The sequence below is a fragment of the Nitrospira marina genome, from assembly GCF_059568365.1.
On record NZ_JCANTH010000001.1, the window covers coordinates 209412 to 234784 of the forward strand.

The following is a 25373-nucleotide window of genomic DNA, read 5'->3' on the forward strand; positions in this document are numbered from 1 at the left end:
TTGAGTTACAAGCGGGACGTGCGAGGTGATTACTGTAGTTACAGTAAACCACGGTAACAGAAATTTTCGAATGGGGCAATAAAAGATCAATGAATCCTATTCCAAACAGGCAGGGAGTGCAGTGCTGCAGCTCTTTATCGGATAGAGATTCGTTCTATTGGCTTTTTGGTTAAGCGGGCCTCGTCAGAGACTTGGATTGGTATCCAGGAATAAAAATTCTCTTATTCCTGTTAGGACTAAACGAAGAAAATAACATATTTGTATGGTCTGATCTTTTCTTATGATATTTGAAGTGAATGGAGGCTGGGTTGATCGGTAGGAGACCTCCATACGGTAGTCAGGTTGGAGGCGTTTCTCACTTGCCCATAAGTGGTTGATGTTGATCCAATAGCCGCAGAGGGCTTGGTAATGGCAACGATGAAATAGGTTTTATTTTTTTGGGGAGGGATGTTTATGAGGACAGGGAGAAAACAATAAGTTGTCTGTTTAAGGCTTGTAAGTGTTTTGGGGGTGAGCCGAGCTTTTTCAGGTCCTGTCGTTTCTACCAATGAGCATCTTATTCCTGGTCGTTATCAAGGGGTGAGAGTTGACGGGGTGCAGGGAGGCATGTATGTGGTAGATACGGCGTCAGCTAAGGTGAAGTTTTGGGGTATCACTCCCGTCACATGTTCTCTTAAATAATTGAGTAAGGCAGTGGAAATATCATGGAGAAAGTTAGGAGAAGCGTTTGTTGATTGACCGGACGCGCAGACAAATGAAGTCCAAATTTCAAGCTGGGACATCCTCGCAATTATTTCATCGTCATCTGATGCTGCATAAGCCTTACGGGGTCCTGTCAAAATTTACCGATTCTGAAGGGCGTCCGACGTTAGCCGACTATGTAGCTGAGTCACGGGTGTATCCGGCCGGTCGATTGGATATGGATAGTGAGGGCCTCCTGCTCCTGACTTCCGATGGAGATCTGGCTCATCGTCTGACCTCGCCATTTCAAAAAGTTTTTAAAACCTATTTGGTGCAAGTGGAACATATTCCGGATGAACCTGCCCTCGTGGGGCTTCGGGAAGGCGTCATCGTCAAGGGCAGAAGGACCCGATCGGCTAAGGTGCAGCTTCTTTATGAGGAGCCAGAGGTCTATCCTCGTCCGGTCCCTATTCGTTTTCGCAAATCCATTCCTACGGCATGGTTGCGGATGGAAATTCAGGAAGGCATGAACCGGCAAATTCGACATATGACTGCTCAGGTGGGACATCCGACACTAAGGATTATTCGTGTCGCCATCGGGCCGATTCGGTTGGGATCTCTTGCGCCAGGACAATGGAGGGAGCTTCGAACAGGAGAATTGCGCGGGTTGTCTTAGGGCTTTCTGGGTCGCATGTGTGGACAGGAAAAATCCATTCGGATGAAATAATTACCAAGAGACGAAAACATACCTCAAGATTAACCTTGATCAGGGCATTGGTGTCGGTAAAAATGGGTATTAGGGTTTTTACCTTGAACATTGTTGCCCGGACAGGTAAAATTCAACGCTTGTCATCTAATGAACATGAGTTGATGACCGGCGGAATGGCGGCATGACACATTTTTAAATCAGGCCGATGTCATGATGGTGTCTGGTCGGTCCAGGGCAACCCCTCGCGCGCTGCTTTGTCCCCAAGCTAGAACGATAGAAGGAAGTTAATTAGAGAGTGAGGCATTTCTCTGTGGGCAAAAAGACGGTCGGGTCTTAGGTTGTGCCGTATGGTCTAAGCCCATATCCGGAATTCGACCATCTCATCCTATAGTTCCTGTTGAGCCGGTGCGAACAATTCACTATTGGTCACATACATAAGAATGGAGATATTCCTAACATGTCGGTAACTATTATTCTGGCTCTGTCTGTTCTTGGGTTAGCTGTTGCGTATTATTACTCTGCATCGGTCCTGAAGATCCCCATTGATATGGGTGTCGAAAATCCGGAAACCCGGAAGCGTCTGGCGAAAATCCATTCGGCTATTGCCACCGGGGCTATGGCATTCCTGAAACAGGAATACAAAATTATGGCCATCTTCATGGTGGTTTTTGCCGCAATCATTGCGGTGTTAATTGATGATCATCACACCGACTACGTGAATGAAGGTTTGTATACCGCTATTGCATTTATCTTTGGCGCCATCATTTCCATTGCCTCGGGTTTCATCGGGATGAAGATCGCGACACAAGGCAATGTGCGGACGACGGTTTCTGCCAATCAATCTCTCTCCACCGCATTCAATGTTGCGCTGCATTCCGGCGCTGTAATGGGCTTTGCCTTGGTCAGCTTGGCGGCCTTAGGACTCTTAATTATCTATCTTGGGCTCAAAAGTATCATGCCGGCTCAACTCCCGACGCATATTCTGATGGAAGTCATTGCCGGCTTCGGTCTCGGGGGATCGTCTATCGCGTTATTTGCGCGTGTGGGTGGTGGAATTTTCACAAAAGCTGCTGACGTCGGGGCCGATTTGGTGGGAAAAGTTGAAGCGGGGATTCCCGAAGACGACCCGCGTAACCCTGCGGTGATTGCCGATAATGTGGGCGATAACGTGGGCGATGTAGCCGGAATGGGGGCCGATCTATTTGGTTCTTGTGCGGAAAGCACCTGCGCCGCCATGGTGATTAGTGCTGTCGCCTTTTCCGGAATGGTTGATGCGTTGTTGTATCCAATCCTTATTTCTGCCATTGGCATCCCGGTGAGCCTTCTCACGCTGATGATGGTCAAGGTTACCTCCGAGGACCAGGTTGGCCCGGCGCTGAAAAAGATGCTCATCATCTCCAGTGCGTTGATGGCGGTGGTGATGTTATTTGTCACTAAGGCCATGCTTCCGGATACTTTTGAGATTGGTGGGCAGGCGTATACTGATCTGGGTGTGTATTTTTGCTTCCTGTCAGGTCTGATTGCGGGGCTTGCGGTGGGATTGATGACTGAGTACTACACTTCCCATGACTATGGGCCTGTACGGGAAGTAGCGAAATCATGTGAAACGGGTGCAGCCACGAATATCATTTTTGGACTGGCACTCGGCTATCAGAGTGCCGTGGGCCCTTATCTCGCCATTGGTCTCGCCATCTATATCCCGTGGATGTTAGCCGGTATGTACGGGGTGGCCATTGCCTCTCTTGGGATGTTGGGGACACTTGTCATTGCACTCACGATTGATGCCTATGGACCGGTTTCTGATAATGCCGGGGGTATCGCTGAAATGGCCGGTATGCCCGAACATGTTCGTAAACGGACGGATGTGTTGGATGCTGCCGGAAATACTACTGCCGCCATCGGGAAGGGCTTTGCCATCGGTGCAGCTATCCTGACGTCATTGGCCCTGTTTGCGGCGTTCCTTACCAGGGCGGATTTACTGCTGAAGGAACAACATGGCCAGGATTATGATCTGTTAGGCAGTATTAATTTGCTGGATCCCCTAGTGTTTACCGGGTTGTTTATCGGTGCGGTGTTGCCTGCCTATTTTTCCGCTATGACGATGAAATCGGTGGGGTCGGCGGCTTATAAGATGATTGAAGAAGTCCGACGTCAGTTCCGCACCATTCCCGGCCTCATGGAAGGAAAGGCCGAGGCTGATTATGAGCAATGTGTCGCGATTTCAACTCAAGCTGCCCTGAAAGAAATGATTGCACCAGGCATTCTGATCATGGGAACGCCGTTGATCACTGGATTCCTGTTTGGCATTCAAGCGGTGGCTGGGGTGCTCGCCGGATCCCTTGTCGCCGGTGGGGTCATCGCCATCTCCTCATCGAATAGTGGTGGGGCTTGGGATAATGCAAAGAAATATATTGAGGCTGGAAATCTTGGGGGGAAGGGTACGGACACCCATAAGGCCGCAGTCGTTGGTGATACCGTGGGTGATCCCCTGAAAGACACCTCAGGGCCCTCGTTAAATATCCTGATCAAACTTTCAGCTATTCTGTCATTGGTGTTTGTGCCCTTTTTCGTTCAGTACGGGGGGCTCTTGATAAAGTAATTTCCACAGATCAGGGGGCCGCCCAACAGGACCGGATCTCCCCTTTGTGTTGTTGGGCCGAATGCTGCTCTCCTTGTTATAATGGTTGATGTAGATGATGGTGTTTCCATTTTAAGTTATATCGCGAAACTGACCTTGCCTTTGTAGGGTGTCTTCATTTTTATCTTGATGTTGTGTTTGTCATTATTCCATTCCTTGTACAGTTTTTATCTCTCTCTTCATCCCCTTTTTCTTTCCTTTGCGGTGGTTGACCAAGATGGTCATTCCATCGGTTTTTCCCCTCTTTTTTTGGCCTCATTTCAACAAAGATTAATGTATTAAAATTTTAAGGGCGAGATCTCTGTTTTGATGATACTGAGAGTCGCAATGAGGCACTCCCGTTGTTCTCATTCGTTGTTCCGGTACTTTTAGAATTTCAGGGACGACGCTTTCAGAGGGACACGGCGATCTCTCTCCATTGGCATATGTCCTGCCAAGGTCCGGTAGGCGGGTTTCTAACTGACTGTGATGGCGGGCGGAAAAGGAGTCACCCGGTATGGAGCCACCCAAACAACCAGGAGATGTTTCTTTTCAGAGGAAGACAAAATCTGAGGCGGTTTCCTCCACAGATGTGGATCTGTTGTTACAGGTGATCTCCCAGGATCTTCCTGCCTCACTGACAACTATCCAGGACGCCTGTCAGACACTCACCATGGCATGCAGTTGGCTGGATGCATTGTTTGAGGAGGAGGTGCTGTCCCATTATGCGCGGGAGCCACTCGGTGCTCTCCCCACAAAAGATATTCCCGAGGCCGTACAACGTATTCAGGGTGAGGTGGATCATGTGCGTGGTATCACGTCGGGACTTCTTCAGTTTATCCGGCTTGGGCAGATTGGCCTTCGGTGGGAGGGCCTGGACGTGAATCACCTTGTGATGGGAATCGTGACTTCGATGGAGAGAAAACTCAAGAGCAGGGAAGTTCTTGTGCGGATTGAGGATCTTCCGGATTGTATGGGGGATATGGTGTTAGTGACTCAAGTTTTTTCGATTTTGATTGATAATGCCCAGAAATATCTCGATCCTGCACGTCCGGGAGAAATTATTATCTCCGGTAAAACGAGGCATGGTTGGTCGGTCTATTCTGTTGGGGATAACGGAACCGGGATTGCGGGAGACCATCATGCCGGAATTTTTGAGGCATTCTCCCATCCTGCCGTGGAGCCGGGTAGTCGTCAGGGGGTGGGGTTGGCCATTGTGCGTCGCATCATAGACCGGCATCAAGGAAACATTGAAGTCGATTCAATTCCGGGGCAAGGCTCGACCTTTCGGGTGTATTTTCCTCGGGCAATTATTGTCGAGGAGGGAGAAGGGAAAGAAAAATGAATCGAAGAAAATGAAGACGTGTTTTTCCCAGCACTCAGTCAGCCACTTAGGCAGAGGCCCTGGCCTGCTTCAAATGATTTTCTGAGGTTGTTGTTAGTTGCGGTGTGTCTGAAATCTTCTTGCAGTACTCCGGGAATCGAAAGATTTTTGCGGAGGTTTGCATATAACATTCCCTTGGAGTTTGCTTGTAATAGACAGAAAGGTCCTCTGAGCTGAACGTGGTGGTGAATGGCAGTGGAAGGACGATCTCTAAAGAAAGTTGAGAAGATATCGAGAAATGAAGCACGAAAGGGATATTGGCCAAAAGTCGAAACTGACCTCTCGGTCATGGCGGATTGAAGTGACCTCCATCGAAAAATTTCTTATCGATGGCGGCGGGATTGGCCTAAGCGCCGGAGGCGTGGTTGGGTCGTTCTACTGTTTTTTTTAATCCTGCTGATTTTCATTTTATTTTTCCAACCCAAACCTCGCAAAATCCGACTCACATGGTCGGGGTGATACTTGACCCCGAAGCATTGGCGAATCATCCGGCCAATCAGGCGACAGGTCCAATGATCACTCCGCATCTTTGCGGCTTGTGGTCCGCGTTTGAGCATAAGAAGGAGATGTTGGCGTTGTTTGGGCGAAAGGCGGGATGGACGACCGGTATGGGGTTTAGACTTTAAGGCATTTTTCCCCCCTTGTTCGAGTGCATCTTTCCATCGTTTGACGGACGAGGGGGCTGCCCCGATCGTTCGTGCGACCTCGCGAATGCCTCGGCCTCTGGCCAACAGACTGGCAGCTAATCGGCGTCTCGACTCTAGTTTTGCTGCACTACCCTTTGGTCTCATAAATCCACTTCTCGGATTTCTCCATACAACTCTTGAGGATAAATGTGCACCACTGGTTAAAAGATCAAAAGAAGGGTTCAGGAAAAACGCGGATGTAATGATCGCGCAATTTTCCCAAGTCGAAGCATAGGGAAATCACCCTCCGTATGGTAATTAAGGAGTGGGGCAGAAACTGGTCAGCGGAAAGAGGCGGGGATTCCGATATCGCGACTATGGGCGAGATAGGCGCCTGCATCGGTCATTTCTTTGAGGACATTCGGGGAGACCTCCTGTTGGAGGTCGCTCCCTTTTGTGGCATCAGTGAGCAAGACGACTCGAAGCCCGCGTTGACAGCCATCGAGAACCGTGTGCTTGACGCAGTGTTCGGTCGGTAGTCCCAGGACATAGATTGTTTGGACGTTGAGATCTTCCAGTCGGTCGGCCAGACTCGTACCGTCAAAGCCGGATCTCGAATCTTTCTTCGGGTCGGTTCCTTTAGAAATGACCATCATCCCGGGAGGAAGGACCAAGTCGGAATGAAATTGAGCTCCGCGTGACCCTTGAACTCCGTGGACCGGCCAAGGCCCGTGTTGTTCGGTGAAGGAGCTGTGATTAGCGGGGTGCCAATCTCTGGTTGCCAGTATGGGCCAGCCTTGCCGGCTAAAGTGCTTGATGTAGGCGTTGATGAGAGGAATAAGGCTGTTTGCCTCGGGAACGGCCAGTGCTCCACCCGGAAAGAAGTCATTTTGTAAGTCGACTAAAAGGAGCGCGGAATGCTGATCGGGTTGGGGAGCGGCCGAGGTCTGAAAAGGTGAAGAATCCGATGAAGAGGAATGCTTGGAAAGCTTCATGTTCGTTATGCCACAATTTCTGTCCCGATACCTTTATCGGTGAAAATCTCGAGTAACACCGCATGAGGCACCCGTCCATCAATAATGTGCGCCTTACGGACACCACCCTGAAGGGCGGTCAAACAGGCATGAACTTTGGGGAGCATGCCTGCACTGATGACCTGCTTTTTGACCATGCGTTCCATGTCTTTTCTGGAGAGGGTAGAGACGTGCCGATTATTGGCATCACGAATGCCTTTGACATCGCTTAAGACCAGTAATTTTTCGGCTTGAACCGCTGCAGCTACGCTGCCGGCTACCAGATCGGCATTGATGTTGTGCGTTTCCCATTTGGCGTCGACCCCAATTGGCGCAATGACCGGAATGAAATTCGCCTCTTGGAGTGTATGGAGTAAGGTGGTGTCGACATGGCTGACCTGGCCGACGAAGCCGTAGTCTTCAGGGTGCAGCACATCGGTTGATCCGCTGTAGGTGTGAATCAGGCTCTTGGGATTAAATGGTTTCGTGGTCAGGAGGCGACCATCCTTGCCGGTGAGTCCGACGGCTTTGGCACCATGCTGGTTCAGCAACGACACGATTTCTTTATTAATTTTTCCACCGAGGACCATTTCCACGACTTCCATAGTTGGCTTATCCGTGACTCGAACTCCATGCAGGAATTTTGCCTCAATGCCGAATTTATCCAGTATCTTGTTTATTTGTGGTCCACCGCCATGAACGATAATCGGTTGCAACCCGACATATTTTAATAAGACCACATCTTCGGCGAAGCCTTCCTTGAGTTCTTCATGGACCATTGCGCTCCCTCCGTATTTGATGACCACGGTTTTTCCAGCCAGGGTCCGAATATAGGGAAGCGCTTCAATCAGGATGTCCGCTTTTTTAATCAGTTTGTTCATGCAACCTACTCAAAAGCTCCAGGGTTTAGGGGGAAATGGGAAAGGCGAAAGGGAAATATGACCATAGTAACAGAAGTGTGGATTTTAAAGAATGTACCGGCTGAGGTCTTCATCCTTTACAATACTTTGAAGGTGATCCCGCACATACTGCGCGTTGATCACGACCTCTTTTTCCTGAAGATCTTGCGCTTCAAACGAGACATCTTCCAATAACCGTTCCACGATGGTGAAGAGCCGTCGTGCGCCGATGTTTTCGGTTCGGTCATTCACCTGCACAGCGGTCGCCGCAATTTCTTCGATCCCGTCTGTGGTAAATTCCAACGCGATCCCTTCGGTGCTCAGTAACGCGTGATATTGTTTGACCAGGGCATTTTTGGGCTCGGTTAAAATGCGGATGAGGTCATCCTTCGTGAGGGGCTCCAGTTCTACACGGATAGGGAACCGGCCTTGTAATTCCGGAATTAAGTCCGAGGGCTTGGCCACGTGAAATGCTCCCGCGGCAATAAACAAAATATGATCGGTTTTGACCGGCCCGTGCTTGGTGTTGACCGTCGACCCTTCTACGATCGGGAGGAGGTCCCGCTGCACGCCTTCCCGGGAAATGTCGGGGCCTGTGTGTTTCTCCCGTCCGGCAATTTTATCAATCTCGTCCAGGAAGACGATGCCAGATTGTTCCGTGCGGGTAATGGCCTCCTTGGTGACTTCTTCCATGTCAATAAGTTTTTGCGCTTCTTCCTGGGCCATGAATTTCAAGGCTTCTGAGACTTTCATCCGCCGATTTTTCTTTTTTCCCGGCATTATGCCGCCGAGCATATCCCGAAGGTTGTGCTCAAGATCTTCCATTCCCCCAATATTTGAAATGATTCCGACCGGAAGTCCTCCTCGTTCTTTAATTTCTATTTCCACCATTCGATTATCCAATTTGCCCTCGCGAAGTTGGAGCCGCAGTTTTGAGCGGGTGGAGTCCTGTTGATCCTGTTTTTGTTGTGTAGAAGGGGCTGCTGACTCCTCAGTGGTCTCAAACGAGGGGCTCGACGGCGAGGGCGGAAGCAGCATATCTAAGACCCGCTCTTCGGCCATTTCTTCAGCCTTTTTTTGAACCTTTTCCAGATAAGCCGTCTTGACCATATTAATGGATAGATCGGTGAGGTCACGAATCAGAGATTCCACGTCCCTGCCGACGTACCCTACCTCGGTAAATTTGGAAGCCTCAACTTTAATGAATGGCGCATCTGCTAATTTTGAAACTCGTCGGGAAATTTCTGTTTTCCCCACCCCTGTAGGGCCAATCATGATGATATTTTTCGGGACGATTTCATCCCGGAGTTCCGGGCTGAGCTGTTGGCGCCGCCAGCGGTTTCGTAAGGCGATCGCGACCATACGCTTGGCGTCCCGTTGTCCAATGACGTAGCGGTCTAACTCCTCTACGATTTGGCGTGGGGTGAGGGAGTCCAGATTTTTGGGTGTTGGTGAGGTTCCTTGTTCCATACGTTATGACGATAACTCCTCGATAACAATGTGATGGTTGGTATAAATGTCGATTCCGGCCGCGATTTGCATGCTTTGTTCGACAACCTGTGACGGTTGGAGTTGGGTGTGAGCCAGGAGGGCACGAGCAGCTGATAACGCGTATGGTCCTCCTGATCCAATGGCCAAAATCCCGTCTTCCGGTTCGACCACATCACCTGTGCCGGTAATAAGAAATGAATGCTCGCGGTCGGCCACCGCTAACAGTGCTTCTAATCGTCGAAGGACCCGGTCGGTTCGCCAATCCTTCGCCAGTTCAACGGCGGCTCGGGTCAGATTCCCTCGATATTCTTCCAGCTTTGCGTCAAATTTTTCAAATAAGGTAAACGCATCCGCGGTGGCCCCGGCAAAGCCAGTCAGTACCTTGTCTTGATGCATTTTCCGGAGTTTCTTGGCGTTACTCTTCATAATGGTGCTGCCGACGGTGACTTGGCCATCACAGCCCATAGCCACTGTAGGCCCCTTGCGTACGCACAAAATCGTCGTGGATCGAATCTTCATTGTTTCAGAGGGTCTCCTTCTGGGGGTATGGAGTGAGAAGAGCCGGATCGGGGGTGTGCCCGGTCATAAACGGCCATGAGTTGATCAGTTGCCACATGGGTGTATTTTTGGGTTGTGGCGAGCGAGGCATGGCCCAAGAGTTCCTGGATGGCCCGCAGGTCCGCTCCTTCATCAAGGAGGTGGGTGGCAAAGGAATGGCGCAGGGTATGGGGAGTGACCGTCTTAGTGAAACGGTGTTCGGTCTCTTGCTTCATCATGCGTTCCACGCTTCGAGCGGTCAACCGTCCTCCTCGGGCATTGAGAAAAAGAGGTTGCGATCCTGAGTAAGGCACCCGTGGGGCCGGTGTTCCGGTTTGTACAATCTTGTTCTTGTGGGGCGGATGACGTTGATATTCCAAGATGGCATCAGCAGCGACTGTGCCAATAGGCACCATCCGCTCTTTTTTCCCTTTTCCCCGCAGTCGGATCGATCGGGTTTCTAGATCCACATCCGCCCAATTTAACCCGACTAATTCTGATACCCGAGCCCCGCTTGCATACAAAGTTTCTAGAATGGCGTGGTTTCTCAATTCAATCCATTGCCGGGATGCTGACGAGTCTAATAGGGTGTTGGCTTCGTCTTTGGTGAGGACGGTGGGAAGACGTGTCCCATGTCGAGGCGAACGAACCGTGGATGCTGGATTACGCGAAATCCGTCCGTCTTCAACTAAAAAACGAAAAAAGCTTTTGAGGCATGCCAGTTTTCTGGCAAGGGATGTTTTTTTTAACCCTTGATCGCTGAGGCTCTTGAGATAGGATCGAATATGGAGTGAGTCAATGACACCAGGCTCTGAAAAATCGTTCCCGGAAAGGGTGTGTCGAATGTGCGCCATGAATTGCTTGAGGTCGGACTGATAACTTCGGCGTGTTTCAGGCGAAACTCCCCGTTCCAATTGAAGGTACATTACGAAAGCTCGGATTGCGTCATCCATGCTTTGAAATGGGTAGTGGCCCGTTCTTGGATGAGTTGTCGTTTTTTCTGTTTGTCTCGCACCGGTGTATCAAGTGGCGGGTATAGCCCAAAGTTTGAGTTAATTGGTTGAAAGTACTTTGGCTCACAAGTCGTAATGTAATGGAGCAGTGCTCCATGGGCGGTAGAGGGCGGTGGGGTGACCGGAGCACGCCCTGATAGGATGCGAGCGGCATTGATTCCGGCTATCCCTCCACTGGCCGCAGCTTCCACATAACCTTCTACCCCAACCAATTGTCCGGCAAAAAAGATGCGTGGCTGTTTTTTCACCTGCAAGGTGTTTTGTAAGAGGATTGGTGCATTAATATACGTATTTCGATGGATGCTTCCACATCGTAAAAATTCAGCCTGCTCCAAGCCAGGGATCATTCTGAAGATTCGGCGTTGTTCCGGGTAGGTGAGTTTGGTTTGAAACCCTACCAGATTATAGCAGGATCCATGAGCGTTTTCTGGACGTAATTGTAACACAGCATAGGGCCGTTGGCCGGTTTTGGGATCAATTAACCCCACAGGCTTGAGGGGACCAAACAATAGGGTTTGGCGACCACGGTCGGCCATGACCTCAATCGGGAGACACCCTTCAAAATACGGCACGTTCTCGAAGGACTTTGGCTGGACGCGTTCAGCTTCGATCAACGCGTTAAAGAAGGCGTTGTAAGTTTCTTCATCCATAGGACAATTCACGTAATCCGCCGTTCCCTTTTCATATCGTGATGCCATAAACGTCCGGTCTGTGTTGAGTGAATCCGCATCCACGATTGGTGAGATGGCGTCGAAGAAAAAAAGGTTTTTCGATTGGGTGAACTGGATGATTGCCTCAGACAGTTTCGGTGAGGTCAAGGGGCCGGTGGCAATTATGCACAGCGCATCCTCGGGAATTTCATGAATCTCTTCTCGAAGAATTTTGATATTCGGGTGTTCGGCTAATGCCCGGGTCACCTTGGAGGCAAATTGGTCTCTATCCACCGCTAATGCCGTTCCTGCAGGGATCCGCACCTCGTCGGCAACTCGGATGATCAAGGAGTGCAATTGCCGCATTTCCTCTTTCAACATTCCAGGAGCACTGAGAGGATCATTCGACCCCAAAGAGTTTGAGCAGACAATCTCGGCCAGATGTTCCGTCTTATGTGCGGCTGTTTCTTCCTTAGGCCGCATTTCATACAGGGTCACTCTGGCTCCAGAGTTGGCCGCCTGCCAAGCCGCTTCCGATCCGGCCAGGCCGCCTCCGATAATAACAAGGTCTGTTCTCATGATTGTGTGAGAGTGATAGTGGCCAAAGCCGCTGAGAAAGTATTAAGGAACGAATTCTAAGAATTGCCGGAAAAAGGTGTCAACCTTCACACGAGTCACACCGACCCGTCAAGGCTTGAATGACACGTTGATGAATGTCTGGAGTACTTCCGACCAACCCATGAAGATTGCGAAAATTATTGACTCCATATTGGATGGGTTTCCCGTGGATATCGGTAAAACACCCGCCGGCTCCTCGCAAAATGGCTTCGGGCGCACAGGCATCCCATGCCTTGGTATACGGACTCGGTTCAAGGTAGAGGTCAGCTTTTCCTTGGGCAATCTGGCCAATTTTCAGTCCCACGCTTCCTAACGGTTGTTCATTATGGATGGGCAATGATTGTTGAATGATAGAAAGAACGGGGGATCGATGGGATCGAGAGGTGACTAGCGAAATGTTAGTGAGGCTTTGGGATACGAGAGCTGAGAGTTTTTGGCGGGCCCCATTGTGTTCCATCCAGGCTGTCTGATCCGTCAGGCCGGCATAGAGGTGGTCACGGGTAGGCCAGTAGACAACGCCAAGTTTGCTGCGAGCATCAATAGTCAGTCCGATCATGATAGAAAACTCCCCGTTGCGTGCAATAAACTCTTTCGTTCCATCCAGGGGGTCTATGTACCAGACTCGGCCTGTCGTCAAAGATTTGGAGGGGAGGGGGCTTTCCTCCGCCACAATGGAATCCTGTGGGAAATGGGTGCGTAATTCATCTACGATAAGGGCATTGGCTTGTTGGTCGGCCTTGGTGACGGGATCGTCGATGCCTTTGTACATGACCGCAAAATCATGTTGATAGATATTCATGATAACCTGCCCTGCCCTCCGGGCCAGGTGAGAGGCGATTTCAAGTTCATGAGAAAAATCTGGCATTGCTTTCTCCAGTGAAAGAAGGGATTCAGGAAACCGATAAGATTAAGAGGAGATTAAGAGGAGTAGAGAGAAATAAGAATTTTTCTCCCACCCGCTGCCTGAAAAAATTATGCTGCCTATTGCCATTATTCTGTTGATATTAATCATGATTTTCATGGCGACGTATTTGCCAAAATTGCGTCGCGTTCTGGGGATGGTCCTGATGGTCATGTTTGGAGTTATCGGGTTCATTATTTGGCAGGATACTCAGGAACGGGAGTTGGAATTTCAGCGGATTCCTCCCAGCCAGACCCAACTTTCTCACATGGAGGTTCGACCCGGACTGAACTCCCGGTCGTTTGTGCTGACCGGGAGGCTTGAAAATTCAGATCAAATCTTTACCATACTATCAGTAACTATCCAGGCTACGATTGAGGACTGCCATGTGAAAGAATGCGAAATCGTTGGGCAAGAGGCCGCAGAGATCTCTTTGGAAATTCCTCCGAACCAGGCGAGAGATTTTTCTCTAACCATACCTTTTCCCACGATTCCAAAAATAATTGGAGAAGCGAGGTGGCAGTATGCTATTTTGGAAGTCAGAGCCAGATAGCCAGGATTTGCCTGCCGTCGGTTTTCTCTCTCCTCCTTTTTCGTACTGGATCTTTTCTTTTTCAAACCAATGAACGAGTTGACAGTCATGGGACTCTCAGGACTCTCACCCCTAAAAAATCTATTTTCCCGTCTGATATCAACAATATTCAAATTGACAATATTTATAGCGCCTTCTTATACTAGGCTAGGTTATTTAGGAAAATTTTGATTAATAGGGCAAAAGACTCATAGATATATTCTCAAAAAGTCCAATATTTTGGACAGGTGGGTCTTTTTCGATCTTGAGATTTGTTTATTCCCTTCTTACAGTAAGAAGGTGAAGCGGTTAGTATTTGTCCAATTTTTTTTAATGGAGACATGAGGGTAAGATGACAACTTCTTATAGGGTAATGCCAGGCCCCGAACATTTTTTGCCACCGTCTGCGGCCTCAATGGGGATTAGGCTTCCCGATCCAGGACAAGGGCATATCCATGGTAGCATTGTTTCCGAAGAGGAAGCATTGGAGGAGGCGGCCAGGCAGTTTCTTTCGGCAAAGGTGCCCACCATCTTTCCTGGACCATTGGTTTTGTGGGCATGGAATGACAAGGCCGCCAAAAAGGCCAAAGCAATCCGTCATTTGTATGAAACCATCAAAGAATGCGTGGATTCCTCTTGCCAACATGCCATGTTGATTCCAATGCCGGACTATAGACCGAAATATCCTAAAATTAATCCTGAAATCGAAATAAATCCAAACCACCCAAATTTGACTATCTGGCATAACAAAATTGATGCCTGCATGTTTGTGGGCGTTCATTGCCATCAGGCCAATCTTTCTCTCAAGATTATTCGTGGTGGGACGAACTGCTACACCATTGCCATGTGTGCTCAAGCTGGTCATGAAGATGCGATGGTATCCGTTCGTGATGCGACAGCCGATAAGATAATCAGATTGGCGGATTGGGTGAAGAAATTGAAGGGATCTGTCGCCCCTCCAGCGAAAAATTCAGTGTAATTGTTCTGAGTTTTCATCATACATACAAAGAGATGGGAGATGAATGACCTGTTTTGAGAAACTTTCATCTATGAATTTTGATATTGTCGTTTAAGAAAATCGGAAGTCTTTCACCCTGAAGCAGACAAAGGAGGTCAAAATCATGGCCGCTCAAGCTTCTTTCATAGGACAAAAAAACAAAAAAGAGCAGGTGTATACCGATCCTTGGCACATGATGAATGAGGCGCCAAGAACACCGTCTTTCTTTACAGGGAGTGAAGTCATAAAGGAAGCCGTACGGCGTGCCTCCTGTGACATAATGGTCGCGTATCCCATTACCCCTCAAAGTGAAGCTGCTGCCTTGTGCGGGGAGCTCTTTGCCGAAGGCTATATTGGTGATTACTTCCGAGGGGAAAGCGAATTTGCCGTCATGTCTCAATGCGCAGGAGCCGCTTTTGGTGGCGCCAGAGTATTTACCACTACGGCCGGACCAGGCACCATGCGTGCTATGGAAAACTTTCCTATGTGGGCTGGAGCACGGTTACCTATTCAGATGATTGTGACCTGTCGGGGTATCAACTCTCCCCTTTCCATTCAGCCGGATACTCTAGAAATTTCATATTTAATGCAAACGGGCATGCTGGTGTGGCATGCGGAGACCGCCCAAGATTTTTATGACTGGATCCTCAAGGGCTACATGGTATCGGAAGAACCTGATGTCCATTTGCCACTGGCCTTGTGCTGCGATGGCTTTTTTGTGACCCATACGAAAGATATGGTAGATCTGACTCCCGTGGACATGTGCTTACCACCGTACGATCCCTATCGGTCACCGGTTCCGTGTATGGATATGGAATGTCCTCCTGTTCGCATGATGCGAGATCCTTTTGTAATGAAAAGTAACTATATTAGTTATGCTACCCATGCGAGCTGGCAGCAGGAAGTATGGGCCGCTGTTGAGCGGTCGAGGAAGCACACCATCCGTTGGATGGATGGCTTAATCGACACCGAAAATACGGATGCTGAAGTGATTGTGGTGGCCTCTGGAACCGCGGTTTCGCAAAGCCGGGAAGCCATCGCGATATTGGAAGAGGAAGGGATTAGGGTCGGTCTGGTGAAGGTTAAAACCTTGCGGCCATGGCCTGGAGAGGAGATCAGGGAGGCCACCAAGCATGCCAAGCACATTATTGTTCCTGAATTTAATGTTATTGGATGGTTAGCCCGTGAAGTGAGCGCAACGGTTCCGAATAATGAACGGGTTCATGCGGGTCCCCATGTGTGTGGCGGAATGACTATGCCGCCTGAAATCATCGCCGCAGAAATCAAAACTGTATTAGGAGTCAAGGCACCCTCGTTGGCTGGGCGTGGGGGTTGATGCAACAACGGTAAGCACCCGGTGAAAGTATGGCTTTCAAGCAGATCACGATTATAAGGAGAAACTCATGAGTAAAGAACGAATAAAAATCGCAGAGGAGTTGTTTGACATCATGCCCGCTGAGTACCAGGATCTGGTTAAACGGGCGACGTATGGTAATGAACAACGAGGATGGAAAGATATCGGTAACGCCAAGGAACTCATTGAAGAGCACTCTCTTTGCGCCGGATGTCCGGAGTCCATGGCATTTCGCTATATCCTCGCCTCTTTGCCGAATCCAGAGGATACTGTCATGGTGGGCTCAACCGGATGTACCAGCTTGGTATTTCCACATGTGGCGGTCCACAATATTCATTCATTGTTCGGCAATCAAAATGCTATTGCGTCAGGGTTAAAACGGGCCTTGACGGTTCGTTTTCCTGATCGTCATAAAGATGTCGTGGTGTTAGCAGGAGACGGGGCTACGGTGGATATTGGTTTAGACATGACCTTGCAGGCCTGGTTCCGCCAGGAAAAATTTACCACCATTTGTTTCGATAACGAGCTGTATGCCAATACAGGTGGTCAAGAGAGTGGGCTTATGCAAAAGGGTTTTGTTGCCAAGATGGCCCCGGTAGGCAAAACCTTTGAAAAAGTCCGCCTTCCAGAAATTGCCAGGGAGTCCGGCTGCCACTATGTGGTGAATTGCACGGTCAGCAAACCAAATCTCATTGAAAAAGTGATTAAAAATGCTGTGCACATTGCGCGGGAAATTGGACCGACTTACCTCCAGTTGTATACGCCCTGCATCCTGGAAATTGGGAAAAACAGTATGGAAGGTTTGCAGGAAATGCGTGATTCTGAAAAGCCAACGGAACGGTTTGCCTATAAAGAGTATGTAAGCGAACCGGCTAAGGAATTATTGGCCGAATTGGCTGCGAAGGAAAAAGAACGAAAAGCTGAAGCCAAAAAGCAACTCGCCGGCCAAACGGCATAAACGTAGAGACAGGTGAGAGGAGCTAATCCATGATTATACGTCGAATCAATATCCGAATGTCAGGTCTGGGAGGGCAGGGTGCCGTGACTGCGGCTCATGTCATGGCTATGGCGGCATCCAAAGATGGGAAGTTTGCTATTTCAAACCCATTCTTTGGAGCGGAAAAACGCATGGCGCCAGCCGAGAGTTACTGTCGAATAGGACTGAGGAAAATTTACGATCGGGGCGAGCTTGTGTTCCCTGATGTGATTCAAGTATTTCACCCTCAGGTCATTACGATGGGTAAGAGTTACACGATGCCATTTTATTCAGGGATTAAAGAGGGTGGGCTTGTGATCATCAATACTGACATGCCTCTCTTGTCCGATGAAGACGTGAAACGACTCAAAGACCTGAATGTAGCGGTCTTTAATATACCAGGGACGAATATTGCCTTAGAAATTGCCGGGACTGAATTGGCGACAAACATGACCATGATTGGTTCGGTAGCCGGAATCACGAAGTGTGTATCCATGAATGGATTGGACCTGGCTTTACAGGAACGCTTCGGGAAAAAATTCGTGGCCTCCGGTGGTACGGCAACCCTGGACGAGGCCATCAAGAAGAAGTTTGCGAAAAAAGAAATGTTGTTAAAAAAGAATCTCGATACGGTAGCCCGATCCTATGAAATAGCAGCCGAATGGGCCGAGAAAAATCACGTGGAATTGATGGTCGGAGAAGCCACGGCCGCATAAATACCGAGAACCTCAGCGAAGGAAAGAGATAGATAGATGTATAATGTTGCCCAAGTGACAGATGAGAAATGTGTGGCGAAAAAAGGCTGTCGGCTCTGTATCATGTATTGTCCGGAAGCCAATTGTCTGGATCTTAATTCGGACAAAATGATAGCCGAAGTGCATATAGAGCGGTGCAAGGGTTGTGAGCTGTGTAAAGTCGTATGTGACGCCGCTAAACACGAAGCGATTGAAATGGTCGCCGTAAATTCAGATGGGACCTTAATGGATAAGGCTGGAGAAGCTGCGGAGTTGGGTCAAGCCTATCAGGGATAATTCAAAAAGACGAAAAGCCCTACGATCTCCGTATTGTGATTGGTCGTAGGGCTTTTTTATTTGTTTGCCGAACCGTCATCCATTAATGGATGCACAGGATGTAGGGGTAAGATTAAATGAGTACCGATTTAAATCAACAAGTGCGGACGTTGACGGAACAGATGGAAAATTTTCATCATGCGTTAGAAACCAAAGCACGAGAGATTGAAATCAGTGGGGGAGATCAGGAAGTTGTCGGTAAACTTATCAAAGGTACCGATGCGATGAAAGACAGCGCCAATATATATTTATCCTGGGCCCGCCACTATGTGAAGTTATCCGAGGGTGGTGCGTCGGAGGCGGATGAGGGTGAAGAGGATTCTGCCGATTTTCAGTTCTAATTTATAAAAATCCCTTAAAAGGGTTCATCGGTTCTTGAAGAAATCCTGCGGTCACGCTATGATCACCTTTCAGAAGAGAATATTCGCAATAAATAAATATTCGTTCCTCGGTAGCTCAGTTGGTAGAGCGTTCGGCTGTTAACCGAATGGTCGCAGGTTCGAGTCCTGCCCGAGGAGCCAACTTCCATGGGCTCCATGATTAGACCGCCATTTGTGTATCGCGTGTTTTGCTTGGCACCTCCCTCCCGTATTCTAACCCTGCTTTGCTGACCAGTCTTAATTCGGAATCCCATCAGTGGTGTAGGGGGCAGAACGTCATCCCCATCCTGGCGCTGCATAGACAAGCTTGGCTATCAACCCATTGTAGGAGTCTGTGAATCAGTGAAAATTTCATTGGTCTACATGAGTCGGTTTCCAGACTTGACCAAAAGGGATCTAACGGAATGGTAGTGTTGATACCTCCGAAGAGGGAAATCTCCTAGATTTTTGCAGCGGCAAGAAGATCTGAGAGTCCATGTCGGTCCAGCATACCTTTGATTTTTGGTGAAATCCCAACGAAGCTCCCCTGACTAACCTTTGCTTTGAGATCTAAACAGGTCATAGCAATTTGGCCTAATCCAGAATTACCAATCAACGCCACAAGATTGAGATCCAGCGCCATTTGAGTGTAGCCACCCGATAGGATCTCAATGATATTGGAAACCTTAAAAGCTTCCTTGATCGTTGCTATTGGTTAGCCATTTTCCAGGGACAAGAGACCTTTTACGACGCTCCAGTAACTACCTCGCAGACGCGGCCATTCCGACTTGAGCCATGGTGTAAAGGCATCTGGCTTTTCAACGAGCTCTCGGTCGAGCGACTGTGCGCAGATCATCCGCCAGGCCCCCACCTCGAACTCATTTATCTTCGGCTCTCCGGCTAAGAGACCGGCGTAGACATAGCAAAGTTCGTGCTCTGAACCACGTCCATCGTAGCGGGCACGATATTCGAACTTGAAGAGAAAGTGCAGGCACGAATCGAGGCCTAATTCCTCACGAACGCGTTTTTCGGCGGCGTCGAGGGTGTTCTCATGCGGGCGCGGATGGCTACAGCAGCTGTTTGACCAGAAATCCCCCCAAAGGCGCTTGTGGTGGCTGCGTTTTTGCAAAAGAAGCCTTCCACTTTGGTCAAAGAGGAACACGGAGAAGGCACGGTGCAATTGGCCGTCGCCATCATGACAGGCCTCTTTCTCCTGAAAGCCGATGACTTCATCGTTTTTATCGACAAGTATTAACATGTCTGATTGGGAAAATGTCATTTGTCTTGGTCCAACTTCCTTGACGTTCATGTGGTATCCGTTATTTCCCATTTCCAAATGAGTTTAGTGTCGATTCTCCTCATGAGCTTAGACAATTGCAAGGCATTCCACAACAATACAATTAGATTCACACCGACTGCTCTATGAAAGAATTTAGCCGTAGTCAACGCTAACACACTTCATATACTGGTGGTGTGCAGAATATTGCTATGTCCCTTAAAAGATCAGACCGATACTGAACGATCCGATATACCAGTCGGTCGTTTTGTACTTACCATTGATGGTGGGGCTAATTTCATTTCCAGCGATCGTGCGGGACTCCCAGGGAGCCCATTGAAACGCAAGATCCAAAACAATGGCTTCCAAGTAGCCCGAGGCAGGGTTGGGATCTCCGCAACTGATGAACCCCAGGAAGTGTGACCCCCGTTTGCACCTCAATCCGAGCCCGGTCGCAAAGATGTTCCAATTGGAATCAGGAATGGCAGGGGTGTAAGTGCGAGCTGGGTTCGCATAATTAGAGCGTTGATAGCCTCCGCGGACCGAAATCTCCCAATTGGGGAGCGAGGTGAGCTTGAGCCATTTGTATTCGGTGCCGGCGCTGAACGTGAACGTGTTCTCCCAATTCGCGGGTTGTGAGATGTTTGGCCCGTTGGAAAGATGTATATCTAAACTCTTAAATTGACTCCATCCGACATAATCCACGTCAACTTCTACTTTCCAGGCTCGAGCCTTGTCCCGAATCGGCCATACTGCGAGCCCGGCGCTCAGAACCCATGGAAGTGGTAATTTCGTCTCGGCATTGTCCACCTTTTTGCCGTTCACGAGAAAATCTCCCTTCAGATGAAGCGTTGCCTGATGCCTATAAACTATTCCCAGATTCACGAGAGGTTCCCCCGCGTTATTTCGTAAGGGAGTCAAGAGTGCACTCACATTGAATCCGACGGCCGTATCGGTTCCATTGATTTCGGTCGCTTGAGTTTTTAGTTCAGCCTGTCCTTCACCAATGAATTTCGCAAATGTATAAATATCCATCCCGGCTCCGAGAGAAACCATGTCATGAATCTTATAAGCCAGGGTAGGTTTAATATCTAAGAGAGGGACGGTTGCTTCCGTTACGACGCTCGAAAACGGAGCGTCATCGGGCCATTTTGACCCGAGCCCGTATGGGGAGTTCAAACCGATTCCCACTACGAGAGGCCCGAGGGCCGTGTAGCCCAAGTCCTCAAGGTTTGCAGTCAAATAAATGTGACCTGGGGGCGGCATGACCACAGGTTGCCGGAGATCACCATCGACATGTTGGCCCGTTGGACTGGTATATTCGAATTTCCCGGTAATGAAATTTGCGCCAAAATAGGCCTGAACGCCTCTCACCTGGGTAAGACCTGCGGGATTGTAATAAGGCCGACGCATCATCAGCCTGGGCGATAAAGGCCTCCGCTTGACCAGCCGCGGCGGTGCCCTGGTATGGAAGTCGAAATCCCTCACCGTACGCAACCCCCTGCGCGGCCAAAAGAAGGGCACTTGCCAGAAAACCCGCGTAAGAGACGATTCTTTTAGGGTTTCGTGAGTGGGCTTTCACTTGGGCTCTTTCCTTTTTTCGGCTCCTCGGTCTCAAGGGTCGTTTTTCCAGGGCCAAGGGCAATTAGGAGGTTCGATCAATCATGTAATGAAGACTTTGCTGAATGAAGGCTTTGTCCTCGCTTTCCGGCAATTTTCACCGGTTTGATCGAGCAGGCGTGTATGCCTGGAGGCTCAGTGGATAGTGGTCGCCATGTACAAGAGTGTTGTCTTTATTGAAATATTTTTGCATGATGCCTCCATTTGAAATTTTGAAATGGGCTAATGCCAGAATTATTGTGTTTTTTTTTCGAAGTAGAGCTAATCCCTTCTCAATCCAAGGGAAGAATGACTCCCAGAAAATTTCCTGTCATGGTGATGTACAAACAAGCGATTAAAAATGTCCCACTCTTTTCCGAATTAACGGATCAGGAACTCAATCTGTTGACCGCTTCTGGGAGTCGTCAAAAGTTCCCTGACAAAAATGTCATATTCCAAGAAGGCGATTCAGGCGAAGTGTTGTTCATTATTTTGTCAGGCAAAGTTAAGGTGCTGTTAACCGGGAAAAACGGGCAGGAATTTATCCTCTCGCATTTAGGTCCAGGGAACTTCTTCGGTGAGATGGCCATCCTGGAATCGGCTCCTCGATCCGCATCAGTGATAACGGTGGAGCCGAGTGAATTTTTTTTATTGGGGCGGAAGGCATTGACGGAACTTTTAAGGCACCATCCAGACATTGCGATGAAAATTCTCAAAAACCTTTCCCAACGATTGCGAAAAGTCAGCGAACAAGTTCGCAGTCTCGTGATGTTTGATATGTATGGGCGTGTGGGTCGCTGTCTTCTTGATTTAGCAGAGTTTCAGGATGGAGTTCAGACTCATGGGAAACTATTGATATCCAATCGTCCATCCTTCCAGGAATTAGCCAACATGGTAGGATGCTCTAGGGAAACATTGAGTCGGACCCTTAAGGCTCTCAAAGAAAACGGAAGTCTTTCGGTTACCCGGAAGACGATTTATATCAATAGATTATGGGAATAAAACCCAACAATTTTGGTTTGGTGCTATTGATAGATTCAAAGGAAATACGGCGTTGACGAAGTGTGAGGAGAATCACACCAAGAATGTGATGAATATCACAGACAGGAGGCCTGGAATGGGATACATTAAACACTAGAAAAGATTCTCGGATTGTCTTTCCCATCGGAGAGGTGGTTACCCCCTAGGATTCCATGACTTGAACTTGCTCGCTCATCCCTGCATTTTTTGAATATGGCAGACTAGGAAGGCAAGGGTATGGATCATTGCTGTCATTCAAGGGATTTTTTGTGAACATTCGGGTATTGGGAGCCCATGGGTCTGATCTGCTCTTGAATGGACCGACCAGTCAGCATATTTGTCGGAGCGTAGGGTTTTTGGTTAATGAAGAACTGATGGTAGACGCTGGAACATTAGCTTCAGGACTTACCTTAGAGGAGCAAAAGCGGATCACCCATATTCTCCTTTCCCACTTGCATTTAGATCACGTCAAAGGCATTCCCCCACTTGTCGATAATATGTCCGGGCGGGTGGATCATCAAATCGTGGTGGCAAGTTTACCCTCGGTTTTAGTTGGACTTCAGAAGCATGTTTTTAACGATTTGGTATTTCCGAATTTCTTCCATCTACCAGAATCTCAATACTCCATGTTACGTGGCGAGAAGTTAGAGCCCAAACGGGAATGGCGCTTGCCTGGAAGAATTAGAGTAACCCCCATTCCCGTTAACCATACCGTCGAAACAGCAGGGTTTATTATTCAGGATGACGAGGTGGCCTGGATTTATAGTGGAGATACCTATGTGACGGAAAACCTTTGGCAAGAGGCGGCCCGAATACCAAACTTAAAAGGAGTCTTTATTGAGGTATCCTTTCCCGATTCAATGAAAGATATGGCCTCTCGAAGTAAACATCTCACGCCAACTCTTTTAGCCCACGAATATCGAAAAATCGGGAAACCTGATCTCCCCTTATATGTCTACCATATGAAGCCTACCGTACGAGACCAAATCATTGATGAAATAAGCCATCTGGACATCCCTCACGTCACGATATTGAAAGAGGGCCAGGAAGTGAAATTCTAGGAGCCTGTTGGACTTCGGGTGAATCGGCTGCAAAAGTGCCTAAGCGGTCCATATTTCCCCGCTTCCCTGGCCCATAGTCCCACTATGGGCCGGTAAAATCTTCAAAATCTGCTCTTGCTCAGCCACTGTCGGCAACCCAGACATGTATCTAAATAGATAAACTATGTATCCAAATGGATACTCTTCCGTTGTGCCTAAAATGGCCTAACAACAGTTGAAATGTTTTGAAAACGAAAATATCTGTTTTCAGCCAATTGGTTATCTTCAGGAAAATCCGTAAGGCCACCTAACATACGGATGGTATTGAAGTTGCCTCAATGACCACTAACGTGATCAAAATCACAAAAACCATGAGTCTCAATTATCTCCATGGCACGATCTCACAATCCATGAGAAAGACTTGTAGGTGTGGCGACATATTCAGAGAGAATAGCTGCGGCTCGTGTTTCTAAACACGCAATCGTCTCTTCTTATGAACCCGCTTCTCTGGATTTGGTTCTTTGCTGTCGCCAAGGAATTCATGACGAAAGGAATCGGATTCGGAGGTAGGTGAGGTAGGTAGAAGGTGCCATACACGGATGCTCCCTCCTCCTCACTAGTCTCAGATTTTATAAAACAGGATTCGTCAAGTTGTTGAGGCATAGGAACGATTCGATGACCCGTTGCGCAGAAATGTGAGAGAAGGAACATGCCCATGCAACAAGAAACCGTCATCTTTAACCGACAGATCATCCGTCTCTTTAAAGGTATTCTTAAAGCATGGGAACAATGGGTGGATGAAGTCGAAGATGTCAAAAACCACAAAGGGCGCGGTGTGGAGAGCAAAGATTTGACGGCACGAAATGTCAGAAAAAAAGAAGGAGATCCAAATGGCAGGACCCTGAACCTGTAACGAACTCTAACCTTCGTACGCTTTCTCCCCTCGCGTCATTCGACGCCTCGTGTCGTCTAAGCCTCCGAATTCAAGCCCCGGGATCATTGCTAGGAAAACTGAGAAAAAGAGGAGTGAAATACTGTATGGATATTCTTAACCCAAATTCCCCGGTTTCCGCTTACCAACAGATCGAAAGACGAGAACACAGAATCCGTCTTCTCCATACACTAAACATGGGTGAAATATGACCAAGCACGCGGGCCCTGTCTGTTCCCCCTGGCTCCTGTGCATCAGCTTCTTGGCTGTCGGGCTTACCACGCCGATCACATCGGCTGCGGAATGTAATCCGGTTGTGGCGACGGTCGTGTCCGTTCAGGGCAGAGTGGAGGTGCGCCGCGTGAATGTCGAGCAGTGGCAGCCGGTGAGTCTCCACGATATCTTCTGTGCCGGGGATCGCGTTCGGGTAGGTGACGGAAGCCGGGCGGATATCGCCCTCGCCAATCGAGCGGTACTCCGGTTGAATCAAAACACCACCATCACGCTGGGAGGAATTCAAAAAGAACAGACAGTTCCGGTCGTCCTCATTGAAAGTGCCACCGATGTTTTCATCCGTGCCATTCGCGCGATAGAGATAAGCACCTCATTTCTCAAGGCAGGTGCAGAGGAAACGGGAGGTTTGATTCGGATCAGAGACACTCAACCGGAAATCATCATCCTTGATGGAAAGGGTGTGGCGGCCAGGGATGAGAAAACGTTTTCTCTCACCGGGTGGGAATCGGTCGTTTCAGCAAGAGGACAAGCGCTGGTGTAACCACATGTTGTCATATCCGGTGATGGTCGTGAGGCTGAAGAAGGGAGTCAAGAGGATTGGCCGGTACACCAATGTTATTTGTTCATGGCTGTCTGCTTTGGAGATGCGTACTCTTGAAGAACTCGTTGAGGTGATCGAAGCTCTTTCCTATTCATCCATCGTCAAAGGAAAAAGGCAGCCAGAAGGGTGAGAGGCAATGGTATTTAACGTGGAAACAAACCATGCATTGACCGGCTGTATGAAATTTTATGAATCAGGTGGGTAGT

Annotated in this window: 25 protein-coding genes and 1 tRNA gene; 15 read left to right on the forward strand and 11 right to left on the reverse strand. The window is 48.8% G+C overall.

Features of this window, described 5'->3' with window-relative positions; translation table 11 throughout:
• Window positions 1–754 precede the first annotated feature (754 nt).
• The 3 genes from LX98_RS00940 (at window position 755) to LX98_RS00950 (ending at window position 5352) form a co-directional block, all read left to right on the forward strand.
• Window positions 755–1357, forward strand: a complete 603-nt coding sequence (locus LX98_RS00940; RefSeq protein ID WP_496427126.1) for a pseudouridine synthase — start codon at window positions 755–757, stop codon at window positions 1355–1357.
• A 490-nt stretch (window positions 1358–1847) separates the two neighbouring features.
• Window positions 1848–3989: a V-type H(+)-translocating pyrophosphatase gene (locus LX98_RS00945; RefSeq protein WP_496427127.1), complete on the forward strand. Its 2142-nt coding sequence runs from the start codon at window positions 1848–1850 to the stop codon at window positions 3987–3989.
• 535 nt (window positions 3990–4524) lie between these two features.
• Window positions 4525–5352 carry an ATP-binding protein gene (locus LX98_RS00950; RefSeq protein ID WP_496427128.1) on the forward strand — a complete coding sequence of 276 codons (828 nt, stop codon included), beginning with the start codon at window positions 4525–4527 and terminating at the stop codon, window positions 5350–5352.
• A 362-nt stretch (window positions 5353–5714) separates the two neighbouring features.
• Here the strand turns inward: LX98_RS00950 and LX98_RS00955 are convergent, their stop codons facing one another.
• The 8 genes from LX98_RS00955 to LX98_RS00990 form a co-directional block, all read right to left on the reverse strand.
• Window positions 5715–6182: a helix-turn-helix domain-containing protein gene (locus LX98_RS00955; RefSeq protein WP_496427129.1), complete on the reverse strand. Its 468-nt coding sequence runs from the start codon at window positions 6180–6182 to the stop codon at window positions 5715–5717.
• A 176-nt stretch (window positions 6183–6358) separates the two neighbouring features.
• The gene (locus tag LX98_RS00960; protein WP_496427130.1) at window positions 6359–7012 is read right to left on the reverse strand and encodes an isochorismatase family protein; all 654 of its coding nucleotides are present in this window, start codon (window positions 7010–7012) and stop codon (window positions 6359–6361) included.
• A gap of 5 nt (window positions 7013–7017) precedes the next feature.
• Window positions 7018–7911, reverse strand: coding sequence for an acetylglutamate kinase (argB, locus tag LX98_RS00965; protein ID WP_496427131.1), 894 nt, complete (start codon window positions 7909–7911; stop codon window positions 7018–7020).
• 84 nt (window positions 7912–7995) lie between these two features.
• Entirely contained in the window at window positions 7996–9399 is a 1404-nt protein-coding gene (gene hslU / locus LX98_RS00970) for an ATP-dependent protease ATPase subunit HslU (RefSeq protein ID WP_496427132.1), read from the reverse strand.
• Window positions 9400–9402: 3 nt separating this feature from the next.
• Entirely contained in the window at window positions 9403–9939 is a 537-nt protein-coding gene (hslV, locus tag LX98_RS00975) for an ATP-dependent protease subunit HslV (RefSeq protein WP_496427133.1), read from the reverse strand.
• Window positions 9936–10883, reverse strand: a complete 948-nt coding sequence (locus LX98_RS00980) for a tyrosine recombinase (protein WP_496427134.1) — start codon at window positions 10881–10883, stop codon at window positions 9936–9938. Before LX98_RS00980 ends, hslV begins: the two co-directional genes overlap by 4 nt.
• The gene (trmFO, locus tag LX98_RS00985; protein WP_496427135.1) at window positions 10883–12199 is read right to left on the reverse strand and encodes a methylenetetrahydrofolate--tRNA-(uracil(54)-C(5))-methyltransferase (FADH(2)-oxidizing) TrmFO; all 1317 of its coding nucleotides are present in this window, start codon (window positions 12197–12199) and stop codon (window positions 10883–10885) included. Before trmFO ends, LX98_RS00980 begins: the two co-directional genes overlap by 1 nt.
• 79 nt (window positions 12200–12278) lie before the next feature.
• Window positions 12279–13103: an inositol monophosphatase family protein gene (locus LX98_RS00990; protein WP_496427136.1), complete on the reverse strand. Its 825-nt coding sequence runs from the start codon at window positions 13101–13103 to the stop codon at window positions 12279–12281.
• Window positions 13104–13212: 109 nt separating this feature from the next.
• Between LX98_RS00990 and LX98_RS00995 the strand changes: the two genes are divergently transcribed.
• The 8 genes from LX98_RS00995 (at window position 13213) to LX98_RS01030 (ending at window position 18628) form a co-directional block, all read left to right on the forward strand.
• Window positions 13213–13692, forward strand: a complete 480-nt coding sequence (locus LX98_RS00995) for a hypothetical protein (RefSeq protein ID WP_496427137.1) — start codon at window positions 13213–13215, stop codon at window positions 13690–13692.
• 370 nt (window positions 13693–14062) lie between these two features.
• Window positions 14063–14689 carry a carbon monoxide dehydrogenase beta subunit family protein gene (locus LX98_RS01000; protein ID WP_442432042.1) on the forward strand — a complete coding sequence of 209 codons (627 nt, stop codon included), beginning with the start codon at window positions 14063–14065 and terminating at the stop codon, window positions 14687–14689.
• A 142-nt stretch (window positions 14690–14831) separates the two neighbouring features.
• A complete protein-coding gene (locus LX98_RS01005) occupies window positions 14832–16043 on the forward strand; it encodes a transketolase C-terminal domain-containing protein (protein ID WP_496427138.1) in 1212 nt (403 codons plus the stop codon).
• Between the two features lie 67 nt (window positions 16044–16110).
• A complete protein-coding gene (locus tag LX98_RS01010) occupies window positions 16111–17019 on the forward strand; it encodes a thiamine pyrophosphate-dependent enzyme (RefSeq protein ID WP_312644699.1) in 909 nt (302 codons plus the stop codon).
• A gap of 29 nt (window positions 17020–17048) precedes the next feature.
• The gene (locus tag LX98_RS01015; protein WP_496427139.1) at window positions 17049–17753 is read left to right on the forward strand and encodes a 2-oxoacid:acceptor oxidoreductase family protein; all 705 of its coding nucleotides are present in this window, start codon (window positions 17049–17051) and stop codon (window positions 17751–17753) included.
• A gap of 36 nt (window positions 17754–17789) precedes the next feature.
• On the forward strand, window positions 17790–18068 hold the full coding sequence (locus LX98_RS01020) for a pyruvate ferredoxin oxidoreductase (RefSeq protein ID WP_312644694.1): 279 nt from the start codon (window positions 17790–17792) through the stop codon (window positions 18066–18068).
• 116 nt (window positions 18069–18184) lie between these two features.
• Window positions 18185–18448, forward strand: coding sequence for a hypothetical protein (locus LX98_RS01025; protein WP_312644692.1), 264 nt, complete (start codon window positions 18185–18187; stop codon window positions 18446–18448).
• A gap of 104 nt (window positions 18449–18552) precedes the next feature.
• A tRNA-Asn gene (locus LX98_RS01030) sits at window positions 18553–18628 on the forward strand.
• 298 nt (window positions 18629–18926) lie between these two features.
• Here the strand turns inward: LX98_RS01030 and LX98_RS01035 are convergent.
• The 3 genes from LX98_RS01035 to LX98_RS01045 form a co-directional block, all read right to left on the reverse strand.
• Window positions 18927–19178, reverse strand: coding sequence for a hypothetical protein (locus LX98_RS01035; protein ID WP_496430552.1), 252 nt, complete (start codon window positions 19176–19178; stop codon window positions 18927–18929).
• A gap of 3 nt (window positions 19179–19181) precedes the next feature.
• Window positions 19182–19775 carry an isopentenyl-diphosphate Delta-isomerase gene (gene idi, locus LX98_RS01040; protein WP_496427140.1) on the reverse strand — a complete coding sequence of 198 codons (594 nt, stop codon included), beginning with the start codon at window positions 19773–19775 and terminating at the stop codon, window positions 19182–19184.
• 186 nt (window positions 19776–19961) lie between these two features.
• A complete protein-coding gene (locus tag LX98_RS01045; RefSeq protein ID WP_496427141.1) occupies window positions 19962–21158 on the reverse strand; it encodes an outer membrane protein transport protein in 1197 nt (398 codons plus the stop codon).
• A gap of 492 nt (window positions 21159–21650) precedes the next feature.
• Here LX98_RS01045 and LX98_RS01050 point away from each other — a divergent pair, with 492 nt between their 5' ends.
• From LX98_RS01050 to LX98_RS01065, 4 genes are all read left to right on the forward strand, one after another.
• On the forward strand, window positions 21651–22343 hold the full coding sequence (locus tag LX98_RS01050; RefSeq protein ID WP_496427142.1) for a cyclic nucleotide-binding domain-containing protein: 693 nt from the start codon (window positions 21651–21653) through the stop codon (window positions 22341–22343).
• Window positions 22344–22630: 287 nt separating this feature from the next.
• On the forward strand, window positions 22631–23422 hold the full coding sequence (locus tag LX98_RS01055) for an MBL fold metallo-hydrolase (RefSeq protein ID WP_496427143.1): 792 nt from the start codon (window positions 22631–22633) through the stop codon (window positions 23420–23422).
• Window positions 23423–24110: 688 nt separating this feature from the next.
• Window positions 24111–24314: a hypothetical protein gene (locus tag LX98_RS01060; RefSeq protein WP_496427144.1), complete on the forward strand. Its 204-nt coding sequence runs from the start codon at window positions 24111–24113 to the stop codon at window positions 24312–24314.
• A 226-nt stretch (window positions 24315–24540) separates the two neighbouring features.
• A complete protein-coding gene (locus LX98_RS01065; RefSeq protein WP_496427145.1) occupies window positions 24541–25107 on the forward strand; it encodes a hypothetical protein in 567 nt (188 codons plus the stop codon).
• Window positions 25108–25373 lie beyond the last annotated feature (266 nt).

Bases quoted from the DNA above. Each gene is read 5' to 3' on its own strand.
- LX98_RS00980 (WP_496427134.1), bottom strand. From the start codon at position 10,883: ATGTACCTTCAATTGGAACGGGGAGTTTCGCCTGAAACACGCCGAAGT.
- LX98_RS01065 (WP_496427145.1), top strand. From the start codon at position 24,541: ATGACCAAGCACGCGGGCCCTGTCTGTTCCCCCTGGCTCCTGTGCATC.
- LX98_RS00990 (WP_496427136.1), bottom strand. From the start codon at position 13,103: ATGCCAGATTTTTCTCATGAACTTGAAATCGCCTCTCACCTGGCCCGG.
- LX98_RS01060 (WP_496427144.1), top strand. From the start codon at position 24,111: ATGCCCATGCAACAAGAAACCGTCATCTTTAACCGACAGATCATCCGT.
- argB (WP_496427131.1), bottom strand. From the start codon at position 7,911: ATGAACAAACTGATTAAAAAAGCGGACATCCTGATTGAAGCGCTTCCC.
- LX98_RS00950 (WP_496427128.1), top strand. From the start codon at position 4,525: ATGGAGCCACCCAAACAACCAGGAGATGTTTCTTTTCAGAGGAAGACA.
- LX98_RS01005 (WP_496427138.1), top strand. From the start codon at position 14,832: ATGGCCGCTCAAGCTTCTTTCATAGGACAAAAAAACAAAAAAGAGCAG.
- LX98_RS01050 (WP_496427142.1), top strand. From the start codon at position 21,651: ATGACTCCCAGAAAATTTCCTGTCATGGTGATGTACAAACAAGCGATT.
- LX98_RS01045 (WP_496427141.1), bottom strand. From the start codon at position 21,158: ATGATGCGTCGGCCTTATTACAATCCCGCAGGTCTTACCCAGGTGAGA.
- LX98_RS00940 (WP_496427126.1), top strand. From the start codon at position 755: ATGAAGTCCAAATTTCAAGCTGGGACATCCTCGCAATTATTTCATCGT.
- hslU (WP_496427132.1), bottom strand. From the start codon at position 9,399: ATGGAACAAGGAACCTCACCAACACCCAAAAATCTGGACTCCCTCACC.
- LX98_RS01010 (WP_312644699.1), top strand. From the start codon at position 16,111: ATGAGTAAAGAACGAATAAAAATCGCAGAGGAGTTGTTTGACATCATG.
- LX98_RS01020 (WP_312644694.1), top strand. From the start codon at position 17,790: ATGTATAATGTTGCCCAAGTGACAGATGAGAAATGTGTGGCGAAAAAA.
- LX98_RS00995 (WP_496427137.1), top strand. From the start codon at position 13,213: ATGCTGCCTATTGCCATTATTCTGTTGATATTAATCATGATTTTCATG.
- LX98_RS01000 (WP_442432042.1), top strand. From the start codon at position 14,063: ATGACAACTTCTTATAGGGTAATGCCAGGCCCCGAACATTTTTTGCCA.
- idi (WP_496427140.1), bottom strand. From the start codon at position 19,775: ATGAACGTCAAGGAAGTTGGACCAAGACAAATGACATTTTCCCAATCA.
- LX98_RS00945 (WP_496427127.1), top strand. From the start codon at position 1,848: ATGTCGGTAACTATTATTCTGGCTCTGTCTGTTCTTGGGTTAGCTGTT.
- trmFO (WP_496427135.1), bottom strand. From the start codon at position 12,199: ATGAGAACAGACCTTGTTATTATCGGAGGCGGCCTGGCCGGATCGGAA.
- LX98_RS00960 (WP_496427130.1), bottom strand. From the start codon at position 7,012: ATGAAGCTTTCCAAGCATTCCTCTTCATCGGATTCTTCACCTTTTCAG.
- hslV (WP_496427133.1), bottom strand. From the start codon at position 9,939: ATGAAGATTCGATCCACGACGATTTTGTGCGTACGCAAGGGGCCTACA.
- LX98_RS01015 (WP_496427139.1), top strand. From the start codon at position 17,049: ATGATTATACGTCGAATCAATATCCGAATGTCAGGTCTGGGAGGGCAG.
- LX98_RS00955 (WP_496427129.1), bottom strand. From the start codon at position 6,182: ATGAGACCAAAGGGTAGTGCAGCAAAACTAGAGTCGAGACGCCGATTA.
- LX98_RS01025 (WP_312644692.1), top strand. From the start codon at position 18,185: ATGAGTACCGATTTAAATCAACAAGTGCGGACGTTGACGGAACAGATG.